The sequence below is a fragment of the Micromonospora sp. CPCC 205561 genome (assembly GCF_036906775.1).
Taxonomy (GTDB): domain Bacteria; phylum Actinomycetota; class Actinomycetes; order Mycobacteriales; family Micromonosporaceae; genus Micromonospora.
This window is the reverse complement of the sequence record NZ_JBAKHV010000006.1, coordinates 86332-106371: the sequence shown is the minus strand read 5'-3', so window position 1 is coordinate 106371 and position 20040 is coordinate 86332. Positions and strand designations below refer to the sequence as shown.

Annotated in this window: 21 protein-coding genes and 1 other RNA gene; 8 read left to right on the top strand and 14 right to left on the bottom strand. The window is 73.3% G+C overall.

Annotated elements, in window-relative coordinates; translation table 11 throughout:
* The first annotated feature begins 179 nt into the window (after positions 1-179).
* Both V6V16_RS06490 and panB read left to right on the top strand, forming a co-directional pair.
* Entirely contained in the window at positions 180-1940 is a 1761-nt protein-coding gene (locus tag V6V16_RS06490; RefSeq protein ID WP_334560416.1) for an NAD+ synthase, read from the top strand.
* Between the two features lie 134 nt (positions 1941-2074).
* A complete protein-coding gene (gene panB / locus V6V16_RS06485; RefSeq protein WP_334560414.1) occupies positions 2075-2920 on the top strand; it encodes a 3-methyl-2-oxobutanoate hydroxymethyltransferase in 846 nt (281 codons plus the stop codon).
* A gap of 46 nt (positions 2921-2966) precedes the next feature.
* Here panB and V6V16_RS06480 read toward each other — a convergent pair whose 3' ends face one another.
* From V6V16_RS06480 to V6V16_RS06460, 5 genes are all read right to left on the bottom strand, one after another.
* Positions 2967-3410, bottom strand: a complete 444-nt coding sequence (locus V6V16_RS06480; protein WP_334560412.1) for a VOC family protein — start codon at positions 3408-3410, stop codon at positions 2967-2969.
* 87 nt (positions 3411-3497) lie between these two features.
* Positions 3498-4196 carry an NADPH-dependent F420 reductase gene (gene npdG, locus V6V16_RS06475; protein ID WP_334560409.1) on the bottom strand — a complete coding sequence of 233 codons (699 nt, stop codon included), beginning with the start codon at positions 4194-4196 and terminating at the stop codon, positions 3498-3500.
* A gap of 114 nt (positions 4197-4310) precedes the next feature.
* Complete coding sequence (locus V6V16_RS06470) at positions 4311-5744, bottom strand: RNB domain-containing ribonuclease (RefSeq protein ID WP_334560406.1); 1434 nt, start codon at positions 5742-5744, stop codon at positions 4311-4313.
* Positions 5745-5809: 65 nt separating this feature from the next.
* Entirely contained in the window at positions 5810-6691 is an 882-nt protein-coding gene (locus V6V16_RS06465; RefSeq protein WP_334560403.1) for a histone, read from the bottom strand.
* Between the two features lie 76 nt (positions 6692-6767).
* The gene (locus tag V6V16_RS06460; RefSeq protein ID WP_334560401.1) at positions 6768-6971 is read right to left on the bottom strand and encodes a hypothetical protein; all 204 of its coding nucleotides are present in this window, start codon (positions 6969-6971) and stop codon (positions 6768-6770) included.
* Between the two features lie 304 nt (positions 6972-7275).
* Between V6V16_RS06460 and V6V16_RS06455 the strand changes: the two genes are divergently transcribed.
* Entirely contained in the window at positions 7276-8112 is an 837-nt protein-coding gene (locus tag V6V16_RS06455) for a nucleotidyltransferase domain-containing protein (protein ID WP_334560399.1), read from the top strand.
* A gap of 58 nt (positions 8113-8170) precedes the next feature.
* Here V6V16_RS06455 and V6V16_RS06450 read toward each other — a convergent pair whose 3' ends face one another.
* The 3 genes from V6V16_RS06450 to V6V16_RS06440 form a co-directional block, all read right to left on the bottom strand.
* Positions 8171-10249 (bottom strand): amylo-alpha-1,6-glucosidase, encoded by a 2079-nt coding sequence (locus V6V16_RS06450; RefSeq protein ID WP_334560516.1) that lies wholly within the window; start codon positions 10247-10249, stop codon positions 8171-8173.
* Positions 10250-10262: 13 nt separating this feature from the next.
* The gene (locus V6V16_RS06445; protein WP_334560397.1) at positions 10263-10625 is read right to left on the bottom strand and encodes an SCP2 sterol-binding domain-containing protein; all 363 of its coding nucleotides are present in this window, start codon (positions 10623-10625) and stop codon (positions 10263-10265) included.
* Positions 10626-10863: 238 nt separating this feature from the next.
* Positions 10864-11325, bottom strand: a complete 462-nt coding sequence (locus tag V6V16_RS06440) for a hypothetical protein (protein WP_334560395.1) — start codon at positions 11323-11325, stop codon at positions 10864-10866.
* Positions 11326-11444: 119 nt separating this feature from the next.
* On the opposite strand from V6V16_RS06440, the gene V6V16_RS06435 reads away from it, so the two are divergent.
* The 3 genes from V6V16_RS06435 to V6V16_RS06425 all read left to right on the top strand — a co-directional run bounded on the left by V6V16_RS06435 (position 11445) and on the right by V6V16_RS06425 (position 13078).
* Positions 11445-11942, top strand: coding sequence for a DinB family protein (locus tag V6V16_RS06435; RefSeq protein ID WP_334560394.1), 498 nt, complete (start codon positions 11445-11447; stop codon positions 11940-11942).
* A 115-nt stretch (positions 11943-12057) separates the two neighbouring features.
* A complete protein-coding gene (locus V6V16_RS06430; protein ID WP_334560391.1) occupies positions 12058-12663 on the top strand; it encodes a YdeI/OmpD-associated family protein in 606 nt (201 codons plus the stop codon).
* A gap of 127 nt (positions 12664-12790) precedes the next feature.
* Complete coding sequence (locus V6V16_RS06425; RefSeq protein WP_334523733.1) at positions 12791-13078, top strand: hypothetical protein; 288 nt, start codon at positions 12791-12793, stop codon at positions 13076-13078.
* 438 nt (positions 13079-13516) lie between these two features.
* Here V6V16_RS06425 and V6V16_RS06420 read toward each other — a convergent pair whose 3' ends face one another.
* Together V6V16_RS06420 and rnpB are read right to left on the bottom strand one after the other, a co-directional pair.
* Entirely contained in the window at positions 13517-13834 is a 318-nt protein-coding gene (locus V6V16_RS06420) for a DUF4265 domain-containing protein (protein WP_334560388.1), read from the bottom strand.
* A 236-nt stretch (positions 13835-14070) separates the two neighbouring features.
* Positions 14071-14486, bottom strand: an RNA gene (gene rnpB, locus V6V16_RS06415) — RNase P RNA component class A.
* Positions 14487-14589: 103 nt separating this feature from the next.
* Here rnpB and V6V16_RS06410 point away from each other — a divergent pair.
* A complete protein-coding gene (locus tag V6V16_RS06410; protein ID WP_334560385.1) occupies positions 14590-15351 on the top strand; it encodes a sulfite exporter TauE/SafE family protein in 762 nt (253 codons plus the stop codon).
* 194 nt (positions 15352-15545) lie between these two features.
* Here the strand turns inward: V6V16_RS06410 and V6V16_RS06400 are convergent, their stop codons facing one another.
* Both V6V16_RS06400 and V6V16_RS06395 read right to left on the bottom strand, forming a co-directional pair.
* The gene (locus V6V16_RS06400; protein WP_334560383.1) at positions 15546-16370 is read right to left on the bottom strand and encodes a TrmH family RNA methyltransferase; all 825 of its coding nucleotides are present in this window, start codon (positions 16368-16370) and stop codon (positions 15546-15548) included.
* Positions 16367-17176 (bottom strand): phytanoyl-CoA dioxygenase family protein, encoded by an 810-nt coding sequence (locus V6V16_RS06395; protein WP_334560380.1) that lies wholly within the window; start codon positions 17174-17176, stop codon positions 16367-16369. Before V6V16_RS06395 ends, V6V16_RS06400 begins: the two co-directional genes overlap by 4 nt.
* Before the next feature lie 154 nt (positions 17177-17330).
* Between V6V16_RS06395 and V6V16_RS06390 the strand changes: the two genes are divergently transcribed.
* A complete protein-coding gene (locus V6V16_RS06390; RefSeq protein ID WP_334560378.1) occupies positions 17331-17825 on the top strand; it encodes a GyrI-like domain-containing protein in 495 nt (164 codons plus the stop codon).
* Positions 17826-17952: 127 nt separating this feature from the next.
* On the opposite strand, the gene mctP is transcribed toward V6V16_RS06390, so the two are convergent.
* Both mctP and V6V16_RS06380 read right to left on the bottom strand, forming a co-directional pair.
* Entirely contained in the window at positions 17953-19608 is a 1656-nt protein-coding gene (mctP, locus tag V6V16_RS06385) for a monocarboxylate uptake permease MctP (protein ID WP_334560375.1), read from the bottom strand.
* Between the two features lie 58 nt (positions 19609-19666).
* Positions 19667-19909: a DUF3311 domain-containing protein gene (locus V6V16_RS06380; protein WP_334560373.1), complete on the bottom strand. Its 243-nt coding sequence runs from the start codon at positions 19907-19909 to the stop codon at positions 19667-19669.
* Positions 19910-20040 lie beyond the last annotated feature (131 nt).

The following is a 20040-nucleotide window of genomic DNA, read 5'->3' as shown; positions in this document are numbered from 1 at the left end:
CGGCCTCGTTACGCCGACGTTACGCGACCGCCCGCCGGTCGGCCCGCCCTGTCCCGCCGCCCGTGCCGGGTGGCGGCGCGACCGCCCCGGTGGGTCGCCCACCCGCGTGCCGCCGCGCCGGACGCGGTCGCGTGCCGCCCGCCGTGTCGGGTCGGAGCGGCTGGGGCAAGATGAGGGACATGCCCACCCTGCGTCTCGCCCTGTGCCAGGTCAACCCGACCGTCGGCGACCTCGCCGGCAACGCCGGCCTGGTCCGTGACTGGACCCGCCGGGCCGCCGACGCCGGCGCCCAGATCGTCGCGTTCCCGGAGATGGTGCTCACCGGCTACCCGGTCGAGGACCTGGTCTTCCGCCGGTCCTTCGTCGCGGCGTCGAAGGACGCCCTGCGACGCCTCGCCGCCGACCTCGCCGCCGACGGGCTGGGCGGGCTGCCGGTGCTCGTCGGCTACCTGGACGCCGACGGCCCGCCGCAGGTCAGCGACGACGCCCAGCCCGGCCGCGGCGCCCGCAACGCGGCGGCCCTGCTGCACGAGGGCGGGATCGTCGCCACCTACTTCAAGCACCACCTGCCCAACTACGGCGTCTTCGACGAGGACCGCTACTTCGTTCCCGGCGACTCGCTGACCGTCGTCCGCGTCGGCGGGGTGGACGTCGCCCTGACCATCTGCGAGGACCTCTGGCAGGCGGGCGGCCCGTTCGCCGCCGCCGGCCAGGCCGGGGTCGGCCTGGTCCTGAACGTCAACGGCTCGCCGTACGAGCTGAACAAGGACGACGTCCGGATGCCGCTGGTCCGCCGCCGGGCCGCCGAGGCCGGGGCGACCGTCGCGTACGTCAACATGGTCGGCGGCCAGGACGAGCTGGTCTTCGAGGGCGACTCGATGATCGTCGGCGCCGACGGCACCCTGCTCGCCCGGGCCCCCCAGTTCGTCGAGCACCTGCTCGTGCACGACGTGGAGCTGCCGGCGGCCGGGGAGCCGGCCGAGCCCGGCCAGGTACTGGCGGACGGGATGCGGGTCGTCCGCGCCGAGGCCGGCGACATCCCGCCCGCACCCACCGGCCCCGCCGCCACCGGCGGGACGATCGACCCGGTGGCGGACGAGGCCGAGGTGTGGCAGGCGCTCGTGCTGGGCCTGCGCGACTACGTCGACAAGAACCGGTTCCCCTCGGTGGTGCTCGGCCTCTCCGGCGGGATCGACTCGGCGGTGGTGGCCGCGCTGGCCGTCGACGCGCTCGGGCCCGACCGGGTGGTCGGCGTCTCCCTGCCCAGCCAGCACTCCTCGGAGCACAGCCGGGAGGACGCGGCCGACCTGGCGAAGCGGACCGGGCTGGACTACCGGGTCGAGCCGATCCAGCCGATGGTGGACACCTTCCTGGCGAACATGTCGCTCTCCGGGGTCTCGGTGGAGAACCTCCAGGCCCGGGTGCGCGGGGTGATCCTGATGGCGCTGTCGAACCAGGAGGGCCACCTGGTGCTGACCACCGGCAACAAGAGCGAGCTGGCGGTCGGCTACTCCACCCTCTACGGCGACTCGGTCGGCGGCTTCAACCCCGTCAAGGACGTCTGGAAGACGCTGATCTGGCGGCTGGCGAAGTGGCGCAACGCCGACGCCGCCCGCCGCGGCGGAACCCCGCCGATCCCGGAGAACTCGATCGGCAAGCCGCCGAGCGCCGAGCTGAGCCCGGGCCAGCTGGACAGCGACACGCTGCCCGACTACGACGTGCTCGACCCGATCCTGATCGGCTACGTCGACGGCGACCTGGGCCGCGACGGGCTCGTCGAGTCCGGCCACGACCCGGCCGTCGTCGACCGGGTGCTGCGGATGGTGGATACCGCCGAGTACAAGCGCCGCCAGTCCGCGCCGGGAACGAAGATCTCGATGAAGGCGTTCGGACGCGACCGGCGGCTGCCGATCACCAACCGGTGGCGCGAGGACGGCTGAACCGGGTCGGTTCCCGGGTCGGCGCCGGCCCGGGAGTGACATCCTCCACTGCGCTCTGCCGCCGCCGGCTCGGCGGGTGCGACGATCGCGGGGACCCGGGGACCGCGTACGCGGCCTCGAGGAAGGAGAGAGTCATGGTGGAGTCCACCCCGTCCGAGGTGACCGCCCTCTACGGCGGCCCGGCCACCCGGCGGGTCCGCACCCGCGACCTGATCGCCGCCAAGGAACGCGGCGAGCGCTGGCCGATGCTCACCTCGTACGACCAGTACACCGCCTCGATCTTCGACCAGGCCGGCATCCCGGTGCTGCTGGTCGGGGACTCGGCCGCGAACAACGTCTTCGGCTACGACACGACGGTGCCGGTGACCGCCGAGGAACTGCTCCCGCTGGTCCGCGCGGTGGTGCGGGCCACCAGGCAGGCGCTGGTCGTCGGCGACCTGCCGTTCGGCTCCTACGAGGAGGGCCCGACGCAGGCACTGCGCACGGCCGTGCGGTTCATGAAGGAGGGCGGCTGCCACGCGGTGAAGCTGGAGGGCGGCCGGCGCTGCGCGGCGCAGATCGCCGCCATCACCGGTGCCGGCATCCCGGTCATGGCGCACGTCGGCTTCACTCCGCAGAGCGAACACGCCATCGGCGGCTACCGGGTCCAGGGCCGTGGCGACGCGGCCGACGACGTGCTCGCCGACGCCCGTGCCGTCGCCGAGGCGGGCGCGTTCGCGGTGGTGCTGGAGATGGTGCCCGGTGAGGTGGCCAAGCGGATCACGGCGGAGCTGCCGATCCCGACGGTCGGCATCGGCGCCGGCCCGGACACCGACGCCCAGGTGCTGGTCTGGCAGGACATGGCCGGCCTGCGCACCGGCCGCGCGCCGCGCTTCGTGAAGCGCTACGCCGACCTGGCGGGGGCGCTGACCGACGCGACCCGGCGGTTCGCCGACGAGGTCCGGGACGGCGGGTTCCCCGCCGCGGAGCACACCTTCTGATCGCCTGCGCGGGGGCGGGGCGGCCGGGCCGGCCGCCCCGCCCCCGTCACACCACGCAGAACTCGTTGCCCTCCGGGTCGGCGAGCTGCACCGAGTAGTGGCCGTTCTCCGGGACGTCCATCGAGCCGAGCACCCGCGCCCCCAGCCCTGTCAACCGGGCCGCCTCCACGTCCACCCGCAGGCGGCGCTCCGGCAGCGGCACCGACCGGCCGCCGCCCACCGTCAGGTCGAGGTGCAGCCGATTCTTGATCGACTTCGCTTCCGGCACCGGCTGGAACCAGATTCGCGGCCCGGCCCCGGTCGGATCCTCCAGCCGGTCGAGGCAGTCGCCCTCGCCGAGTTCCTCCGGTGGGATGCCGCAGGCCAGGTACCAGTCGCGCCAGGTCGGGTGCCCGTCCGGCGGAGGCTGGGGACGGTAGCCGAGCGCCTCGGCCCAGAACGCCACCAGCCGCCCCGGCTCCCCGCAGTCGATCGTGAGCTGCCATGTCATGCCCCGATGCTGCCCGCGGGGTACGACAGGACCCCCGTCGCGGCGCTCGGCGACGCCGCCCTGGCCGGCGATCGGAGCGGGCCGCGTTCAGAGGTCGGTGACGCGGATGCCGGCGTGCGCCTTGTAGCGCTTGTTGATGGCGATGAGGTTGGCGGTGAACGCCTCGATCTGGTGGGCGTTGCGCAGCCGGCCGGCGTAGATGCCGCGCATGCCGGGGATCCGGGCGGCGAGCGCGGCGACCACACCCGCCAGCTCCCGGTCCTCGGTGCAGATCAGCACGTCGAGGTCGATCCGGTCGACCTCGGGGTCGGCCAGCAGCGGGGCGCTGACGTGGTTGAACGCGGCGCAGACCCGGGAGTCGGGCAGCAGCCCGGCAGCCTGCTGGACGGCGCTGCCCTCCGCCACCGTCAGCGCGTACGGGCCCTGCTTGTCGAAGCCGAGCGGGTTGACGCAGTCGACGACGATCTTGCCGGCGAGCGGCTCGGCGAGCGCCGCGACGGTGGCGGCGTGCCCGTCCCACGGCACCGCGATGACGACCACGTCGCTGCGGCGCGCCACCTCCTCGTTGCCGGCCCCGGAGAGGAGGCCCCCGGCGGGCACGCCGGGCAGCGCCGCGATCTCCTCGGCGGAGCGCGCGGCCCGTTCCGCGGTGCGGGACCCGATCAGCACCCTCTGGCCGGCCCGGGCGAACCGGTAGGCGAGGCCCCTCCCCTGGTCGCCGGTGCCGCCGATGATGCCGACGGTCAGCCCGGACACGTCGGGCAGCGTGCTCGCGTCGTAAGCCATGCCGCCATCCTCGCAAACCTTCGGCGCCCGCAGCAGCGCCGGACGCTGTGACAATGCCCGCTGCGCACGTCGTCGGCCGGCCCGCCGGGCGGGAGCGCGGCGGGGCCCGGCGGGTCAGGCCAGCTCGAAGGCGACCGCGCGGGCGGCCGGGTCGGCGGTGACCAGGCGTACCCGGACCCGCTCGCCGAGCGGCAGCTCGCCGAGGCAGCGGGCGCGTACCGGCGGGTCGTCCAGCGCCACGGTGCCGCCGGGCCGGCGCCCCGGGCGGGCCTTGCCGTCCGGGGGCGCGTCGACGTCCAGCACCGCCGCGTCGAAGGTCTCCCCCACCCGGTGCTGGAGCAGCACCGCCTCGGCCAGCTCGATCGCGCCCCGGGTGGCCGCCGAGGCGGCCCGGTCGGTGCTGGCCATCACCTCCGGCAGCCGGGGCAGCGCCCCGCGGGCCCAGTCGGGCACCGCTCGCCCCTCGTGCAGGGCCAGGCAGACCTCCGTGGCGTAGCGGTCGGCCAGTCGCCGCAACGGCGCGGTGACATGGGCGTACGCGGCCGCGACCCCGCCGTGCTCCCGCAGCTCCGGCGGCGTGCCGTCGAAGGCCGTGTACGCGGCGCCGCGCATCAGCTCGGCGGCCTGGTCGACGAAGGCCGCCGCCCGGGGCCGCGACGGGTCCAGCCCGGCGATCACCTCGCCGGGGCCGGCACCGTCCGGCCAGTGCACGCCCAGCGGCGCGGCGGCGGCGCGCAGCCGCTCCACCGCCTCCGGCTTCGGCGCCGGCATCGTGCGCAGCAGGCCGACCCGCCCGCCCAGCATGATGTCGGCGGCGGCCATTCCGGTCAGCAGGGAGATCTGGGCGTTGTGCTCCTCCATCGCCACCGGCCCGCGCAGCACCAGCCGCCAGCCGTCGCCGTCGGCCTCCACGTCCTGCTCCGGCAGCGGCAGGTTGATCGCTCCCCGGCGCAGGCCCCGGGCGGTGAGCAGCGCCCCGATCTCGGGCAACAGGGCGATCGGGTCGGGCAGCCGGCCGGCGTCGGCGGCCGCCTGCACGCCGACGTAGTCGAGCTTGGCCCGGCTGCGCACCAGCGCGCGTTGCAGCGCGACCGCCACGGTGGCGCCGTCGGGGTCCAGGTCGATCGTCCACAGCACGGCTGCCCGGTCCACGTCCGGCAGGAGGCTGGCCGCGCCCTCGCTGAGCGTCGCGGGGTGCAGCGGGACGGTGCCGTCGGGCAGGTAGACGGTCTGCCCGCGCCGCCAGGTCTCCTCCTCCAGCGCCCCGCCGGGGCGGACGTGCGCGGCGACGTCGGCGATCGCGTACGACACCCGGTAGCCGCCGCCGGCGCGGCGCGCGAGGTGCATCGCCTGGTCTAGGTCGCGCGAGCCGGCCGGGTCGACGGTGACGAACGGGACGTCGGTGCGGTCGTTGGCCGGCCGGGGCGGCGTGGCCGCCGCGGCGTCGGCCTCGCGTTGCGCCGCCGCCGGGAACTCCTCGGGCAGCCCCAGTTCGCGGCGCAGCGCGCCGAAGTCGATGCGGGGTGCGAGTACGCGTCGGATCACCACGGGATCAATCCTGACAGTGTGGCGGATGATCCGCTTCCCGGCGAGGGCCGTTCAGCGCGCCGCGCTCAGCCGGTCGCCCTGCGTGCGCTCGCCCGTACGCCCCGGGGAGCGGTGGCCCGCGCGGCGGTCGTGCGGGCGGCGGGCGCCTTGCGGGCGGTGACCTTCCTGGCCGGCGCCTCGGCGGCGGTCGTCTTCTTCGCCGGGGCCTTCTTCGCGGCGGCCTTGCGGGTGGTGGCCGAGGACGTCGCGGTGGCCTTCCTGGCCGGGGCCTTCTTCGCGGCGGCCGTCCGGGCCCCGCCGGCGGGGCGGGTGGCGGCCGTCTTCCTGGCCGGCGTCGTCTTCGTGGCGGTGGCCTTCTTCGCCGGTGCCTTCGCCGCCGTCGTGGTCTTCCTGGCCGCCGTCGTGGTGGTCTTCTTCGCCGCCGAGGCGACCTTACGGACGGCGGTGGTGCCCCTGGCGGGAGCCTTCTTCGCCGCCGCGGTGCTCTTCTTCGCCGGGGCGGTGGTCTTCTTCGCGGCGGTGGTGGCCTTCGTCGCCGCCTGCCGGGCGGGCGTCTTCGCCGAGGTGGTCTTCTTCGGCGCCGTGCTCTTGGCCGCCGCCGTCGTCCGCTTGGCTGCCGCGGGGGCCTTCTTCGCCGCGTCGGCGGTCGTCTTCTTCGCCGCGGCGGCCGTCTTCCTGGCCGCGGTGGCGGCCTTGGTCGCGGCCTTCTTCGCGGGGGCCTTCTTCGCGGGGGCCTTCTTCGCCGGAGCCCTGGTGGCGGTGGTCTTCGCCGGGGTCCGTCCGGCACCGCCCGCCGCCTTCGTGGCCGGCGCGCGCTTCGCCGCCGTCGCGGTGGCGGACGGGCGCGTGGTCCCTGTCGTACCCGCGGTCCGCTCCGCCGCGGCGGCCTTCCGGGCGGTCGTGCGTCTGGCGGCCGGGCGGGTGGTGGCCTGCTGTGCTTCGGCCATCTCGGTTCCCTTCCTGGGGACGTGCTCTCGCCCTCGCGGAGCACGGAGTACTTCGGCGCGGGCCGTCCCGCGCCGACTATCGGCCCTCCCCGGCCCAGCGGGCGTCCTCGGCCTCCCACGCTTCGTTGCGCTCCCGCACCTGTTGCAGGGCGTTCTCCGCGTCGGCGGCCGAGGCGTACGGCCCGAGAACGTGCCGAGCGGGGCACACGTCGGCATCGGTCTCGACCCGGTGGTGGCGGGTGCACCAGTAGAAGTGCCCACCGTTTCCGCTGTCGCTCATGGGATCACTGTGCACCGCGAACCACCCGGCCGCCACCGGAACACCACAAGTCGCCGATGTCTCCAAATTAGACGTGCTGTCGGGCCGCAGGGGCCGGAACTGCGCAAACAGTTCCTCCGGGGACCGGCCGGAGGGCCCCGGGGGGGCAGCCGCCGGGCGGGCGGCCACCCGGTTCGCCGGGCGGCGGGCGGCGGGCGGCGGGCGGCGGGCGGCGGGCGGGCTAGGGTCGCCGGATGGTTCCGCGACACCTCCCGCGACCGCGCCAGCGCGTCGGCCGGGCCGCGCTCCGCCCGGGCCGGGCGCGATGACCGACCTCGACCCGCCCCTGCGCCGCTACCTCGCCGACCTGGTCGCCGCCGCCCGCGACGTCCTCGGCGACGGCCTGGTCGGGGCGTACGCGGCCGGCTCGGTCGGGCTGGGGGCGTACCAGCCGGGGCGCAGCGACGTCGACGTCGCGCTGGTCTGCGCCGACGCCCTCGGCCTCACCGGCAGACGGGAGCTGGTGGCGCGGCTGCGGCACGAGGCGCTGCCCTGCCCCGCGCGCGGGCTGGAGCTGGTCGTCTACCGCCGGGCCGTCGCCCGCTCCGGCACCCCGGAACCCGGGTTCGAGGTCGAGCTGAACACGGGGGCGCGGATGCCGTTCCGGGCGACGTGGGCCGCCGCCGACCGGCCCGCCGAGGACGGCCTCTTCTGGTACGGACTGGACCGCAGCATCCTGCACCAGTGCGGGTACGCCCTGCTCGGGCCGCCGGCCGCCGAGGCCTTCGCCGACCTCTCCCCCGCCGACCTGCGCCGCCTGCTGACCGACGCGCTGCGCTGGTGGCTGGCCCTGCCGACCCCGTCCGGCGACGGCCCCGCCCCGGGGGCCGAGGACGCGGTGCTCGGCGCCTGCCGGTCCCTGGTCAGGGTCCGCCACGGCGTCTGGCTGTCGAAGGCCGACGCCGGCCGCCGCCTTCTCGCCGACGGCTGGCCGGCCGACGCGGCCGACGGCGGCGCGGCTGCCGACCCGATCGGCGGCGGGGCCGCCGGTCTGATCGAACGGTCGATCGCGGCGCGGGCCGGCGGGCCCCCGCCGGGCGGCCCGGAGTCGCGGGCCTTCCAACGCCGCGTCCTGGCGGCGATCCGCGCGGCGGCGCTGTGACCGGCGGGTCGGGCAACGCGGAGGGCCCCGACCCGACGGCGCGGGCTCGGCGGGCGTCTCAGGAGAACCGCGGTTCGGACCCGCTGCCCCCGGCGCGCGGCCGGTCGAAGCGCTGGCGGGCGAACGCGTCGACCTTGCCCCAGCGACCCGGGATGTCCAGCAGCGCGAGCCGGGCGAAGCCGGGAGGCAGCGCCGGGTCCACGGCGAGGTGGTCCTCGTGCGGTTCGATGCCGAGCATGGTCCGGATGAGCAGCAGGGACGCTCCGCTGGACCATGCCTGCGGGCTGCCGGCGGTGGGATACCGGACCGGGTACCGCGTGGTGTGCCGGTCGAAGCCGCCGAAGGCCTCGGGAAGCCGGCCCTGGAAGTACGTGGCGGCGTCGATGATGCCCTCGGCGATGCGGCCCGCCTCGTCGGCGAATCCGTAGCGGCGCAGGCCCCAGGCGATGAACGAGTTGTCGAACGGCCAGACCGTGCCGCGGTGGTATCCGAGCGGGTTGTAGCGGGTCTGCCCCTCGGCGAGGGTCCGCACTCCCCAGCCGGAGAAGAGCGCCGGACCCAGCAGGTGCTCGGCGACCCGCGCGGCCCGCTCCGGCGGCACGATGCCGCTCCACAGCAGGTGCCCGATGTTGGAGGAGAGGCTGTCGACCGGGGTGCCGTCACGGTCGAGGGCGAGGGCGTAGTAGCCGCGGTCGTCGAGCCAGAAGTCGCGGTTGAAGCGGTCGTACAGCGCCGCCGCCTCCCGTTCCAGCCGGTCGGCGTACGCCGGGTCGCCCCAGAACGTACGGGCCAGCCGCGCCGCCCGGATCTTGGCGTCGTAGGCGTAGCCCTGCGCCTCGCAGGTGGCCCTCGGAAAGCCGGGCAGCCTGCCGTCGGCGTAGGAGATGCTGTCCCAGGAGTCCTTCCAGCACTGGTTCTCCAGGCCGGTGGCGCGGTTGCGTCGCTCGTACCAGAGGTAGCCGGTGGACGTCAGGTCGGCGTACTCGTCGATCCACGCCAGGGCCGCGCGGACCTCCTGCTCCAGCTCCAGCACCAGCGCCGCGTCGCCGCTCCACCGCTCGTACTCGTCGAGCAGCACCACGAACAGCGGCGAGGCGTCCACGGTGCCGTAGTACGGCGAGTGCGGCTGTTCCTCGAACGCGGCCGACTCGCCGTAGCGCAGCTCGTGCGGGATCCGGCCGGGGTCCTCCTCCAGGATGTCGTCGGTCCGGACACCCTGTAGCGAGGCGAGGATCCGCAGGGTCGGCGGGGTCAGCGAGGGGGTGAAGGGCAGGGTCTGCAGGCAGGTCAGCAGGCTGTCCCGGCCGAACAGGGTCATGAACCAGGGCAGGCCGGCCGCCGGCACGGCCGCGCCGCCGAGCGAGAGCGGAGCGAAGCGCAGCGCGGCCAGGTCCACCAGGCTGCGGTGGTACACCTGTTGCAGCGCGCTGCTCTCGGTGTCCAGTTTCGGCGCCTGCGCGAGCCACGCCCGCACGCTCGTCGGCAGGGTGGAGTGGTCCGGGCGCAGCGCCCGCACCGGGGCACGGAGGTCGACGCCGTCCGGACGCAGCGCCCGCATGACCACCCGCAGCTCCGTCGACCACCGGTCGCCGGGTCGCAGCCGGGGGGTGAACCGGAGGCCGCGCGGATCGAAGTCGGCCGGCTCGCTCGCCGAGACGGAGACCTCCCGCCGGAACGTGCCGCGCCGGTAGCCCAGGCGCAACTCGTCCGGGCCGACGTGGGTGTAGTGACTGCCGGCCTTCTCCCGGAGGTCGAACTTGATGTCGAAGATGTCCGCGAAGTCGGCCGCCACCTCCAGACGTACGTCGAGTTCGACCTCCTCCTTCCCGTAGTTGAACAGCGTCAGCCACTCGGTCAGGTCCGGCCCGATCCGTCGCCGCCGGATCGCCGACACGTCGGCCTCCACGTAGTCGGCCTGGCCGCCCGGCACCACGAAGAACGCCGCCTCGTAGTACTGGCTGTCGTCCACCGACAGCGCGGTCAGCCGGTCGCCGTCGACGGTGAGCACCCAACGGGACAGGAAACGGGAGTCGGCGGCGAACAGGCCGACGGGGGTCGCGGGCGACGACTCCACGTCGCCGCTGGAGTCCGAGACGATGAAGGTGCTGCCGTCGATGCACGACACGGTGCCGGGAATGTCCTTCACCGGGTCAGTCCCCGTGGCCGGGGACGGCCTGTCGTCGCGCGGGGGCGGTCACCGGGAACAGCCGCCCGATCCGCATCGCCAGGGCGAGGTCGCCGTCCACGAGGATCTCGCCCCGGGTCATCCCGGCCAGACCGTTCATCTCGCCCCGGGTCATCGCCTCCGCGACCTCGGCGGAGACGGTGATGACCGCGTCGGCGGGGTGGGCGCCCCGGGTGACCCGCAGGTTCCCGTTGTCGATGTCCAGCAGCCACTGTTCGACCCCGTCCCCCTCCCGGATGTCGAACCGGACGCTGCCGCGCACCTTGCACAAGTTCGGATCATGGCCGACACCGGCCAACTGCTCGAAGAAGGCACTGGTCGCCGTCATCCGACCTCCCCGCCGCTCGTCCCGGCGCAGCCGACTACCCGTCGCAGGAGGGCACTAACGCTCCCCGTCGGGGCGCCCCGACCGCGGTTCCCCCCGCCGACGGGGGCCGCCGGGCCGCACCGGCTCCGGACGAAGGGACGCGCGCGGGCCGCGCCGGTCGGCGGGCGTCGCGCTAGCGGCGTCGCAGATCTCGAACCCTCACCTTCCGCCAGCTGTGCCCGGCGGGCGCGGGGTGGGCTCAGCGGCGAACACACCAGGCACGCGCCGACCTGGTGCGGACGAGCAGCCCGCCGGCCAGCAGCGCCAGCACCGCCAGCGCCCCGCCCGCCAGGGCCACGACGACGGCCGGTTCGACCGGCGTCGTGACCAGGGACCCGAGGTGCGGCCCGAGGAGCAGCACGCTGGCGGCCCCGGCCAGGAACGTCACGGCGACCGGCGCGGCGAACCGGTGCACCACCCGCCACGCCGTCTGACCGCCGCGCCAGAGCCCACGCAGCACGACGACGACCGCCACCGTGCAACCGGCCAGGGCGAGCCAGTTGCCGGCGCCACCGACCTCAGCGAGCAGCGCGACGTCCACGGCGAGCAGGTACGCCCACCAGAACGCGAGCAGCAGCATGCTCCCGACGATGCTCGCCGGCCGCCGCAGCGGCTCCGGCCCGGCGGTCAACGGGCCGGGGCTCGACGGCTCGTCGGTCATCGCCGGATCCTATGGTCCCGTCGCGACCACGCGGCCGGCCGGCACGCCCGGGACCGTGGCCGGGCCGGCTCCGCACCGGCGCCTACCGGGCGGTGGCTGACTGCTGGAATGCTTCGCTCATGCCTTCCTACCCGCCCACCTTCGCCGACCAGGTCGTCGCACAGCCAGTCCGGGCCCAGTTCGAGGCGTTCCTCGACGAGCACCGCGGCGCGCTCAACGGCTGCCTGGACGGGCTGACCGAGGAACAGGCACGCCGATCGCTGGTGGCCTCCCAGACCACGCTGCTGGGACTGGTTAAGCACGCGACCTTCGTCGAGAAGGTCTGGTTCGACGAAGCCGTCACGTGCCGTTCGCGCGCGGAGATCGGCATTCCCGCCACGGCGGACGAGTCGTTCGTCCTCGATGACGACGACACGATCGCCTCCGTCCGGCACGCACACCGCGAAGCCTGCGAAGCGTCACGCCGCGCGACGTCATCCCTGGACCTGGACGACATGCTGCACGGGCACCGGCGGGGCCCAGTTCCGCTGCGGTGGGTGTATCTCCACGTGCTGCGCGAACTCGCCCAGCACTGTGGGCACGCGGACATCCTTCGAGAGCAGCTCGTCGACGAGTAGCGCCCGGACGTCCGCACCTGCCGCGGGCCGAGGGGGTCGAGGTCGCCGGCAGCCCGGCGGGTCGGGCTGCCCACCGGCAGCGGCTGCGGCAACGGCGCGGCGTTAGCCTGTCGTCATGGCGAGCGTCGAACTGGATGAGTTGATCGTCGCGGACGCCGACGCGCTGCGCGAGTGGTTGTCGGCCAACCACGCCACCTCGCCCGGTGTCTGGCTCGCCCTCACCAGGAAGGGCGGCACGGTCACGACGCTGACCTGGCAGCAGGCGGTCGACGAGGCCCTCTGTTTCGGCTGGATCGACGGGCAGGCCCGTAAGCGGGATCAGGAAAGCTCCTGGATCCGGTTCACCCCTCGCAGGCCCCGCAGTTCCTGGTCACAACGCAACGTCGCCCACGTGGCCCGGCTGGAGGAGCAGGGGCGCATGCGGCCCGCCGGCCGCGCCGCGGTGGAAGCCGCGAAGGTTGACGGACGGTGGGCGGCCGCCTACGCCCCGCCGTCGGAGGCCGAGGTGCCCGCCGACCTCTCCGCCGCCATCGCCGCCGACCCCGCCGCCCAGGCCATGTTCGACGTACTCACCAAGACCAATCGGTTCGCGCTCATCCACCGCCTGAATGCCGTCAAACGGGCGCAGACCCGCGAGCGGAAGATCGGCGAGATGGTCGCCATGCTGGCCCGCCACGAGACGATCTACCCGCAGAAGGCCAAGCCTCCGAACTCGCCGTGACCGGCAGGTTCAAGATCATCCTGTACGCGCCTGCCGCGCGTCGCGCCCGCTCCGTAACGAGCGAGGCGGTTGAGCCTGATGCGAGTCGGGCCGCGGACGAGCGCGGTCCGGGATAGCCTTGGCGCATATGGCTACCTATCGCAGCGCCTCAGTGCTTCTCTCCTCCGACGGCACCAGGACCCCCGGCACCGCCGCGCTCTTCGCCGAGCCGGCCCGCAGGGGTGGGATCCCGCCCTGGGCGGGCGACTTCCGACCCGCCAACAGCGCCGGCAACGGCCCCAAGAACGCGGTCGGGAAGACCTTCACGTTGGAGCTGCCCGACGGCAGCACCGGCAAGGTCGTGGTCCAGGGCCTCAAGAGCGGGAAGGGAGGCGTCGTGCTGGCGTTGATGGGCGAGGACGCACCCCCCTTCTGATCAGAGAGATCTGTCGCCACCGGCTCGAACAGCCGGTGCACGACCCCGCTGAAGGCGATGCGCTCGGACAGCTGCCGGGCGCATCGCCCGACCCTTTGCTGGGCGTCGACAAAGGCCGGGTGTACCGCCTCGCCGCGATGTGGCCCCCGCCCCCGGGCCGTGAGGCGCGCCGTGAAGCCGCTCGATGGGCGGGCATCACCGGATGATCGCCTAGCTCAGAGCCGTCATCAGGCTATGAGCTGGCGGGCGATGGAGGCCGTCGGGGAGTCGTAGAGCCAGTCGACCGATGAGGCAGCACCCGAGGGACGACAACCGGGCACCGTGGTTACCGATACGGAGCGGCTCCCGGACGAACACGTGATCATGGAGCGGCCGCCTGCCACGCCGCGGTGACACACAGCTCGTCGACAGTCCAGCGACCGGCGCGTTCACCGTCGCTCAGGAGCAACCGCACCCGTGGGCGAAGTCAGCCAGTACAAGGTCCTCGAAGTGTTCGAGATCGTTGTCATCAGAGGCCCAGACGCGGATCGCGCAGTAGCCCGATGCCGTGACCTTTTCCTTGACCCACCACTGACCGTCGTGGTCGCGCTCAACACGAAGAATGTCGTGCCTCGCGGCGTCGAACGCGCCCCACGGCGCCCTCGGTAGCCGCACCCGATCCGGTGCCACCAGTTCCGCACCCATCCCCATGCTCGTCGCACTACTGCCGGGCGGCATGAGAAACCACACCTGCACCCACCCCGGCAGATTGCGCATCAACTTCCTCCTGCTCGCTGATCGATCAGCGTTCCGCCGACGGACACCCTAAGCACGCGGGGTCACACGTCGCGCGTCGATGGTCTGGCGGGTGCGTTCCTGGCTGGAGCGTGAGCCGGGTTGCCAGGTAATCAGGAGGCCTCAAAACGCCGGCCAAAGTTGACCAACAATGACCATCGACGCCCGGACATAGAACCAGCTCAGAGCCTTGATCGAGGCTCTGAGCTGGTGGGCGACGGACGAGTCGACCTGTACGCCGGATTCTGTGACCGGCACGCGCCCGAGGGGCTCGTGCCGGCGGCGGCCATCCATCTAGGCCTGCCGTTGCCGGCAGGCTCAAGCGGCCTACCCGCAGACATCGGGCGGGCCACCCTCGATCGTCTGCGCGGGTCGTCGTCCTGCTGGTCGACGGCCCTTTCTTGGCCTTGCTCCGGGTGGGGTTTACCGAGCCACCCCGGTCACCCGGGGTGCTGGTGGGCTCTTACCCCACCGTTTCACCCTTACCGTCCCCGATGGGTCCGGCGGTCTGTTTTCTGTGGCACTGTCCCGCGGGTCGCCCCGGGTTGCCGTTAGCAACCACCCTGCCCTGTGGAGTCCGGACGTTCCTCGGCGGCGGGCCGGAGCCCGCCGACGCGACCGCCCGGTCGACTCGTCCGTCGCGCACCCATCCTAACGACGCCACGGCCGCGGCTATTGCCACCCCGGGACCGACCGGCACCCGTCTCGCCGTGGACGCGTACTAGCCTCTGGGGACCATGGATGTCTCCGACGCCGCGCTGCTGCTCGCCGCCGGGCTCGCCGCGGGCACGGTCAACGCGGTGGCCGGCGGGGGCTCGCTGATCACCTTCCCGGCGATGATCGCGGTGGGCCTGCCGCCGGTGCCGGCCAACGTGAGCAACTCGGTGGCGGTCTTTCCCGGGTATGTGGCCAGCGTGGCGGGCAGCCGGCAGGACCTGCCGCCCCGGCGGGCGCTGGCCACGCTGGCGCCCACCACGATCGTCGGCACGATCGCCGGGGCGCTGCTGCTGCTGGCCACCCCGGCCCGGGCGTTCGAGCTGGTGGTGCCCTTCCTGGTGCTCGGGGCGACGGCGGTGCTGGCGTTCCAGGATCCGCTGCGCCGGCTGGTCGGGCATCCGCGCGACCTGACGGCGCGGCGCCGTACGGTCACGGTGCAGGCCATGGTCGCGCTCGGCGCGGTGTACGGCGGCTACTTCGGCGCGGCGCTCGGGGTGATGCTGGTCGCCGGCCTGGCCCTGGTGCTGGATGCCACGCTGGCCCGGGTCAGCGCGATCAAGAACCTGCTCTCCGCGCTGGTCGGGCTGACGACGCTCGTGGTGTTCGCGCTGTTCGGGCCGGTGAACTGGGCGGCCGTCGCGGTGGTCGCGCCGGCGACGCTGGTCGGCGGGTACGCCGGCGCGCGGCTGGTGCGCCGGCTGCCCCCGGTGGTGCTCAAGGTGCTGATCGTGGTCTTCGGCACGTCGATCGGGCTCTACCTGCTCTGGCGCGCGCTGCGCTGAGCCTCGTCGACAGCTGGCCGGCCTGGGACGCCCGAGCGGCTGGTGGTCGTGGAGCGTGAAGCGGGGTAGCCGCTCGTTGATCGCTGCGGCGTGCACGGTGGCCTCGTAGCGCACGGCGAGCTTGTCGTACCGGATGGCTACCCCGCGGTGGCGTTTGAGCCTGTTGACGCCGCACTCCACGGCGTGCCTCTGCGCTACCGGCGGGCGGCAGCGCTGCGCTGGCGTGCCGACTCGTAGAGCACGACGGTCGCGGCGGCCGCCGCGTTCAGGGAGCTGGCGGCCCCGGACATCGGGACCCGGACGAGCTGGTCGCAGGCCTCACGCCAGCCGACGCTGAGACCGGTGGTCTCGTTGCCGATCAGGGTCAGCGTGGGTTGCGTGAAGTCGTACTCGGCGGCATCCAGTGCGCCGTGCTCATCGGCACCCACGATGCCGATGCCGACGCCGTCGGCGCGCACGTCGGCGACCCAGGACAGCACGGCCTGGTGTGAGGGCGCCCGGACCACGGGCAGCGCGAACAGCGAGCCGGTGCTCGCCCGCACCGCCTTCGGGTCGTACACATCGGCGGCATGGCCGGTGACGATGACGCCGGACGCGCCGAAGGCGTCTGCGGACCGGATGAGCGTCCCGATGTTGCCAGGGCTGGTGGGCCGGTCGAACACGACGGTGAGCATGGTCGGCCCGGCCGGGATGCGGCACAGGTCGTCCTGCGGCAGCGCGACCACGGCCAGCAGCTCCGGAACCGTGTCCGCCTTGCCGCCCAGCATGTGCATCAGTTCACGGGAGACGGCGAACCTCTCGGCCCGGACGGTGTCCAGGGTCTCGCGTGCCCAGCCGGACAGCTGGACGTCGGCGTCGTAGAGCAGTTCTCGAACCTGCCAGCCGTGTTCGATGGCCATGGCGATCGGGCGCACGCCCTGTACGAGGAATTCGCCGCGACGCTGCCGCTTGGTCCGATTGCGGAGCAGAGCCTCCCACTGTTGGAATCGTGCGTTGCGGCCACTCACCCGCACCCTCACCGTTGTCCCCGCCTCCCCCGTACCTCAGGAACGGGGGTGTCCTGCCCGAGTCCTCGGCGAATCGCGATCTCCACGGGCGAGTACGCACCGTCGGCCCGTTCCAGTTCGTACGGCGCGGCCGGCACCAGCGGCGGCTGGGCCATGAAGCGCGGCCGCGTCCCGTGGTGCGGTTGCGCAGCGTGCACCAGGAAGGGATGGCACAGGAAGACATCGCCTGGGGACCCGGTGGCCAGGGCGAGTGGCCGGTGGTCGGACGCCGCCACCAACTCGGGCGCGAGGTCCAGCCCGCTCGCGCCGTCCTCCCCGTACTTCTCGAGCACCTTCGGCACGTCGAGGTGTGAGCCGACCCGGATCCGTGTCGGGGCGTCCTCCGCACCGGTCTCGCTGAACAGGAACAGCATCAGCAGCGCCCGGCCCCGGGAGCGAACGTTCGTGAAGTACCAGCTCGCGCCCTCCGGCAGATAGCTGCCCTCGATGTGCCAGCCCGCGTCGTTCGGCTCGTCCCTGTGCGGAAAGCGCAACGGGAACGTGCCCAGCGAGTAACGCGGCTCCCAGCGTCCCGCGCCGACGAGCAGGTCGTACGCGTGATGGAGGAACGGTGAATTGGGTGCGGCGGCGAACGGCCCCTGCGCCATGCCGGGCACCCAGTGCACGGGCTGCGTCCAGGTGGCTGGGTCGTCCGGGTCGCAGCCCGTCTCCCGCCACAGCAGCCGCGCGCAGTCCGCGGCCACGCGCGGTGCGACGGCGCCCGCCAACTTCACGAAGCCGTCGCGAAGGAACCGGGATACCAGTGTCGTGTCGTCCATGCCCCCATCGTGTGGCGGCACCGATCCCGATCACCCGACACTTTCCGCTCCCCTTCTGTCGGGTGTGCCGCGGCAGAGCCGGTCACGATACGGAGGCACTGTCGCGCAGCACCACAGCTTCAGGTTCCGCCCGACTGCCGAAGGGAGCGAACGCATGGAAACCCGCGTCGTCGAACGTCCCGCGTTCCGGCTCGTGGGGCACGCTGCCCGGGTTCCACTGATCCACCGGGGCATCAACCCGTACATCCAGCAGCACATCGCCGCGCTGCCGGCAGAGGAGCACCTGCGCTTGAAGGCACTCGGCGACACTGACCCGGGCGGCCTGCTCGCGGTCTTCGACGAGCTCGACGCGGACTACGACGAAGGCAGCGAGCTGACCTACCTGCACGGGGTCGCCGTGACCCCGGGCACGCCGGTCCGGGGCGATCTCGAGGTCATCGAGGTCCCGGCGGGCCGCTGGGTGGTCATCCGGGCCGTGGGGCCGCCTCCGCAGGCCCTGCAGAAGACCTGGGCCGCGGCCGCAGCCGAGTGGTTTCCCTTCAACCCGTGGCGGCTGCGGCCGGGCCCGGAGATCGTCGCGGTGCCCGAGCCGACCGACGACCTCAGCACCGCGACCCGCGAGCTCTGGCTGCCCGTCGAGCCGGCGTAGCGACGGAGCCGCCGAGGACGGCCACCAGCGCGCGTCTCGTCATGGTCGTCAGCGTACGAAGGGCGCCCACCCCGCCGGTCGGCCCCCGGCCGCAGGGGGCCGGGGGCGACGCGGTCCGGGAGAGGGCTCAGGCGACCGGTTCCGGGGCGGCGTCGGCGTCCCGGCGCGGGCCGGGCACGACGCGCGGGTCACCCTCGTCGGCGAAGTAGTCGTCCGACGTGGTGCCGTCGCCGCCGTCGCGGACCTTCGCGGCCCGCAGCACGACCGTCAGCAGCGCCGCGACCGCGAGGTTGACCAGCACCGCCACGATCCCGACGTAGATCGTCTTCGGGGTGTCGAAGCCGAAGTCGGCGAGCGGGAACGCCGAGCCGCCGAAGTGCTTGCGGCCCGTCGCGGCGTTGGGGATCTGGTAGAGCATCCACATGCCCAGCCCCATGCCCGCGGCCCAGCCACCGATCAGCGCGCTGCGGTGGAACCAGCGGGTGTAGAGGCCCAGCGCCACCGCCGGCAGCGTCTGGAGGATGATCACGCCGCCGATGAGCTGGAGGTCGATGGAGAACTGCGGGTCGAGGAAGACGATGCACGCCACCGCGCCGACCTTCACCACCAGCGAGGTGATCTTGGAGACGTTCGCCTCCTGCGCGGGGCTGGCGTCCCGCTTCAGGTACTCCTTGTAGATGTTGCGGGTGAACAGGTTCGCCGCCGCGATCGACATGATCGCCGCCGGCACCAGCGCGCCGATGCCGATGGCCGCGTAGGCGACGCCGGCGAACCAGTCGGGGAACTGCTGGTCGAACAGGACCGGCACCACCGTGTTGCTGTCCACGGTGCCCTCCTTCGACCCGGGCAGCGGCTTCACCCCGGCCGCGATGGCCATGAAGCCGAGCAGCGCGATCAGGCCGAGCAGCAGGCTGTACGCGGGCAGCGCCGACATGTTCCGCTTGATCACGTCGCGGTTCCGGCTGGCCAGCACGCCGGTGATGCTGTGCGGGTAGAGGAAGAGCGCCAGCGCGGAGCCGAACGCCAGCGTGACGTACTGGAGCTGGTTGTTGGCGTTGAGCAGCACCCCGTCGTTGGGGTTCGGCGACGCGTCGAACTTCGCGTCCGCGGCGTCGAAGATCGCGCCCCAGCCGCCCAGCTTGTACGGCAGGTAGAGCACCGCCACCAGGATCACGATGTAGATCAGCGTGTCCTTGACGAACGCGATCAGCGCCGGCGCGCGCAGCCCGGACTGGTACGTGTACGCGGCCAGGATCGCGAAGGCGATGATGATCGGCAGGTGCCGGGCCAGCGCGCTCTCCCCGGTGACCCCCATGGTCTTGAGCACCGCCTCGATGCCGACCAGTTGCAGCGCGATGTACGGCATCGTGGCCACGATGCCGGTGATCGCGATCAGCAACGCCAGCACCGGCGAGTCGAACCGCTTGCGGACGAAGTCCGCCGGGGTGACGAAGCCGTGCCGGTGCGAGACCGACCAGAGCCGGCACAGCACCAGGAAGACCAGCGGGTAGATGACGATGGTGTACGGGACGGCGAAGAAGCCCGCCGCGCCCGCCCCGAACATCAGCGCCGGCACCGCCACGAAGGTGTACGCGGTGTAGAGGTCACCGCCGACCAGGAACCAGGTGATCCAGCCGCCGAAGTTGCGCCCGCCCAGCCCCCACTCGTCGAGGTGGGCCATGTCCTTCGGGGCGCGCCACCGGGCCGCCACGAAGCCCATGGCGCTGACCAGCAGGAAGAGCACCGAGAAGACGATGATCTCGGTGAGGTGGTCGCGCCACATCAGAACACCACCTCCGTTCGCGACCGCGTGGCTCGCAGCACCGACTCACTCCGCGCGCTCACCGGCCACCCCGCTTCTTCGTCATCTGGTACACCAGCGTGGTGGTGGCCACGCCGAGCAGGATGTAGGCGAGCTGGAGCCAGTAGAAGCGCGGAAAGCCGAGGAACCGGGGCGAGTCCGCGTTGAAGAAGAACGGGATCAGGGGCACCACGATGGGGATGAAGAGCAACCAGTTCCAGGGGCTGTGGTCCTTCGCCCTGGACCGCGCCGCTGTCGGCGCCTCCGGTTCGGGTGCGGCCATTGCCACAAACCTCCGCGTGTCGTAGATCGGCACTGATGACGGCCGGAGGCTACGACCCTGTGAGCCCGGTCACGTCCACGAGGCGGAGGCCGGTGCGCCGAACGGCGCAGGGCGTGCGCCGAACGGCGGGG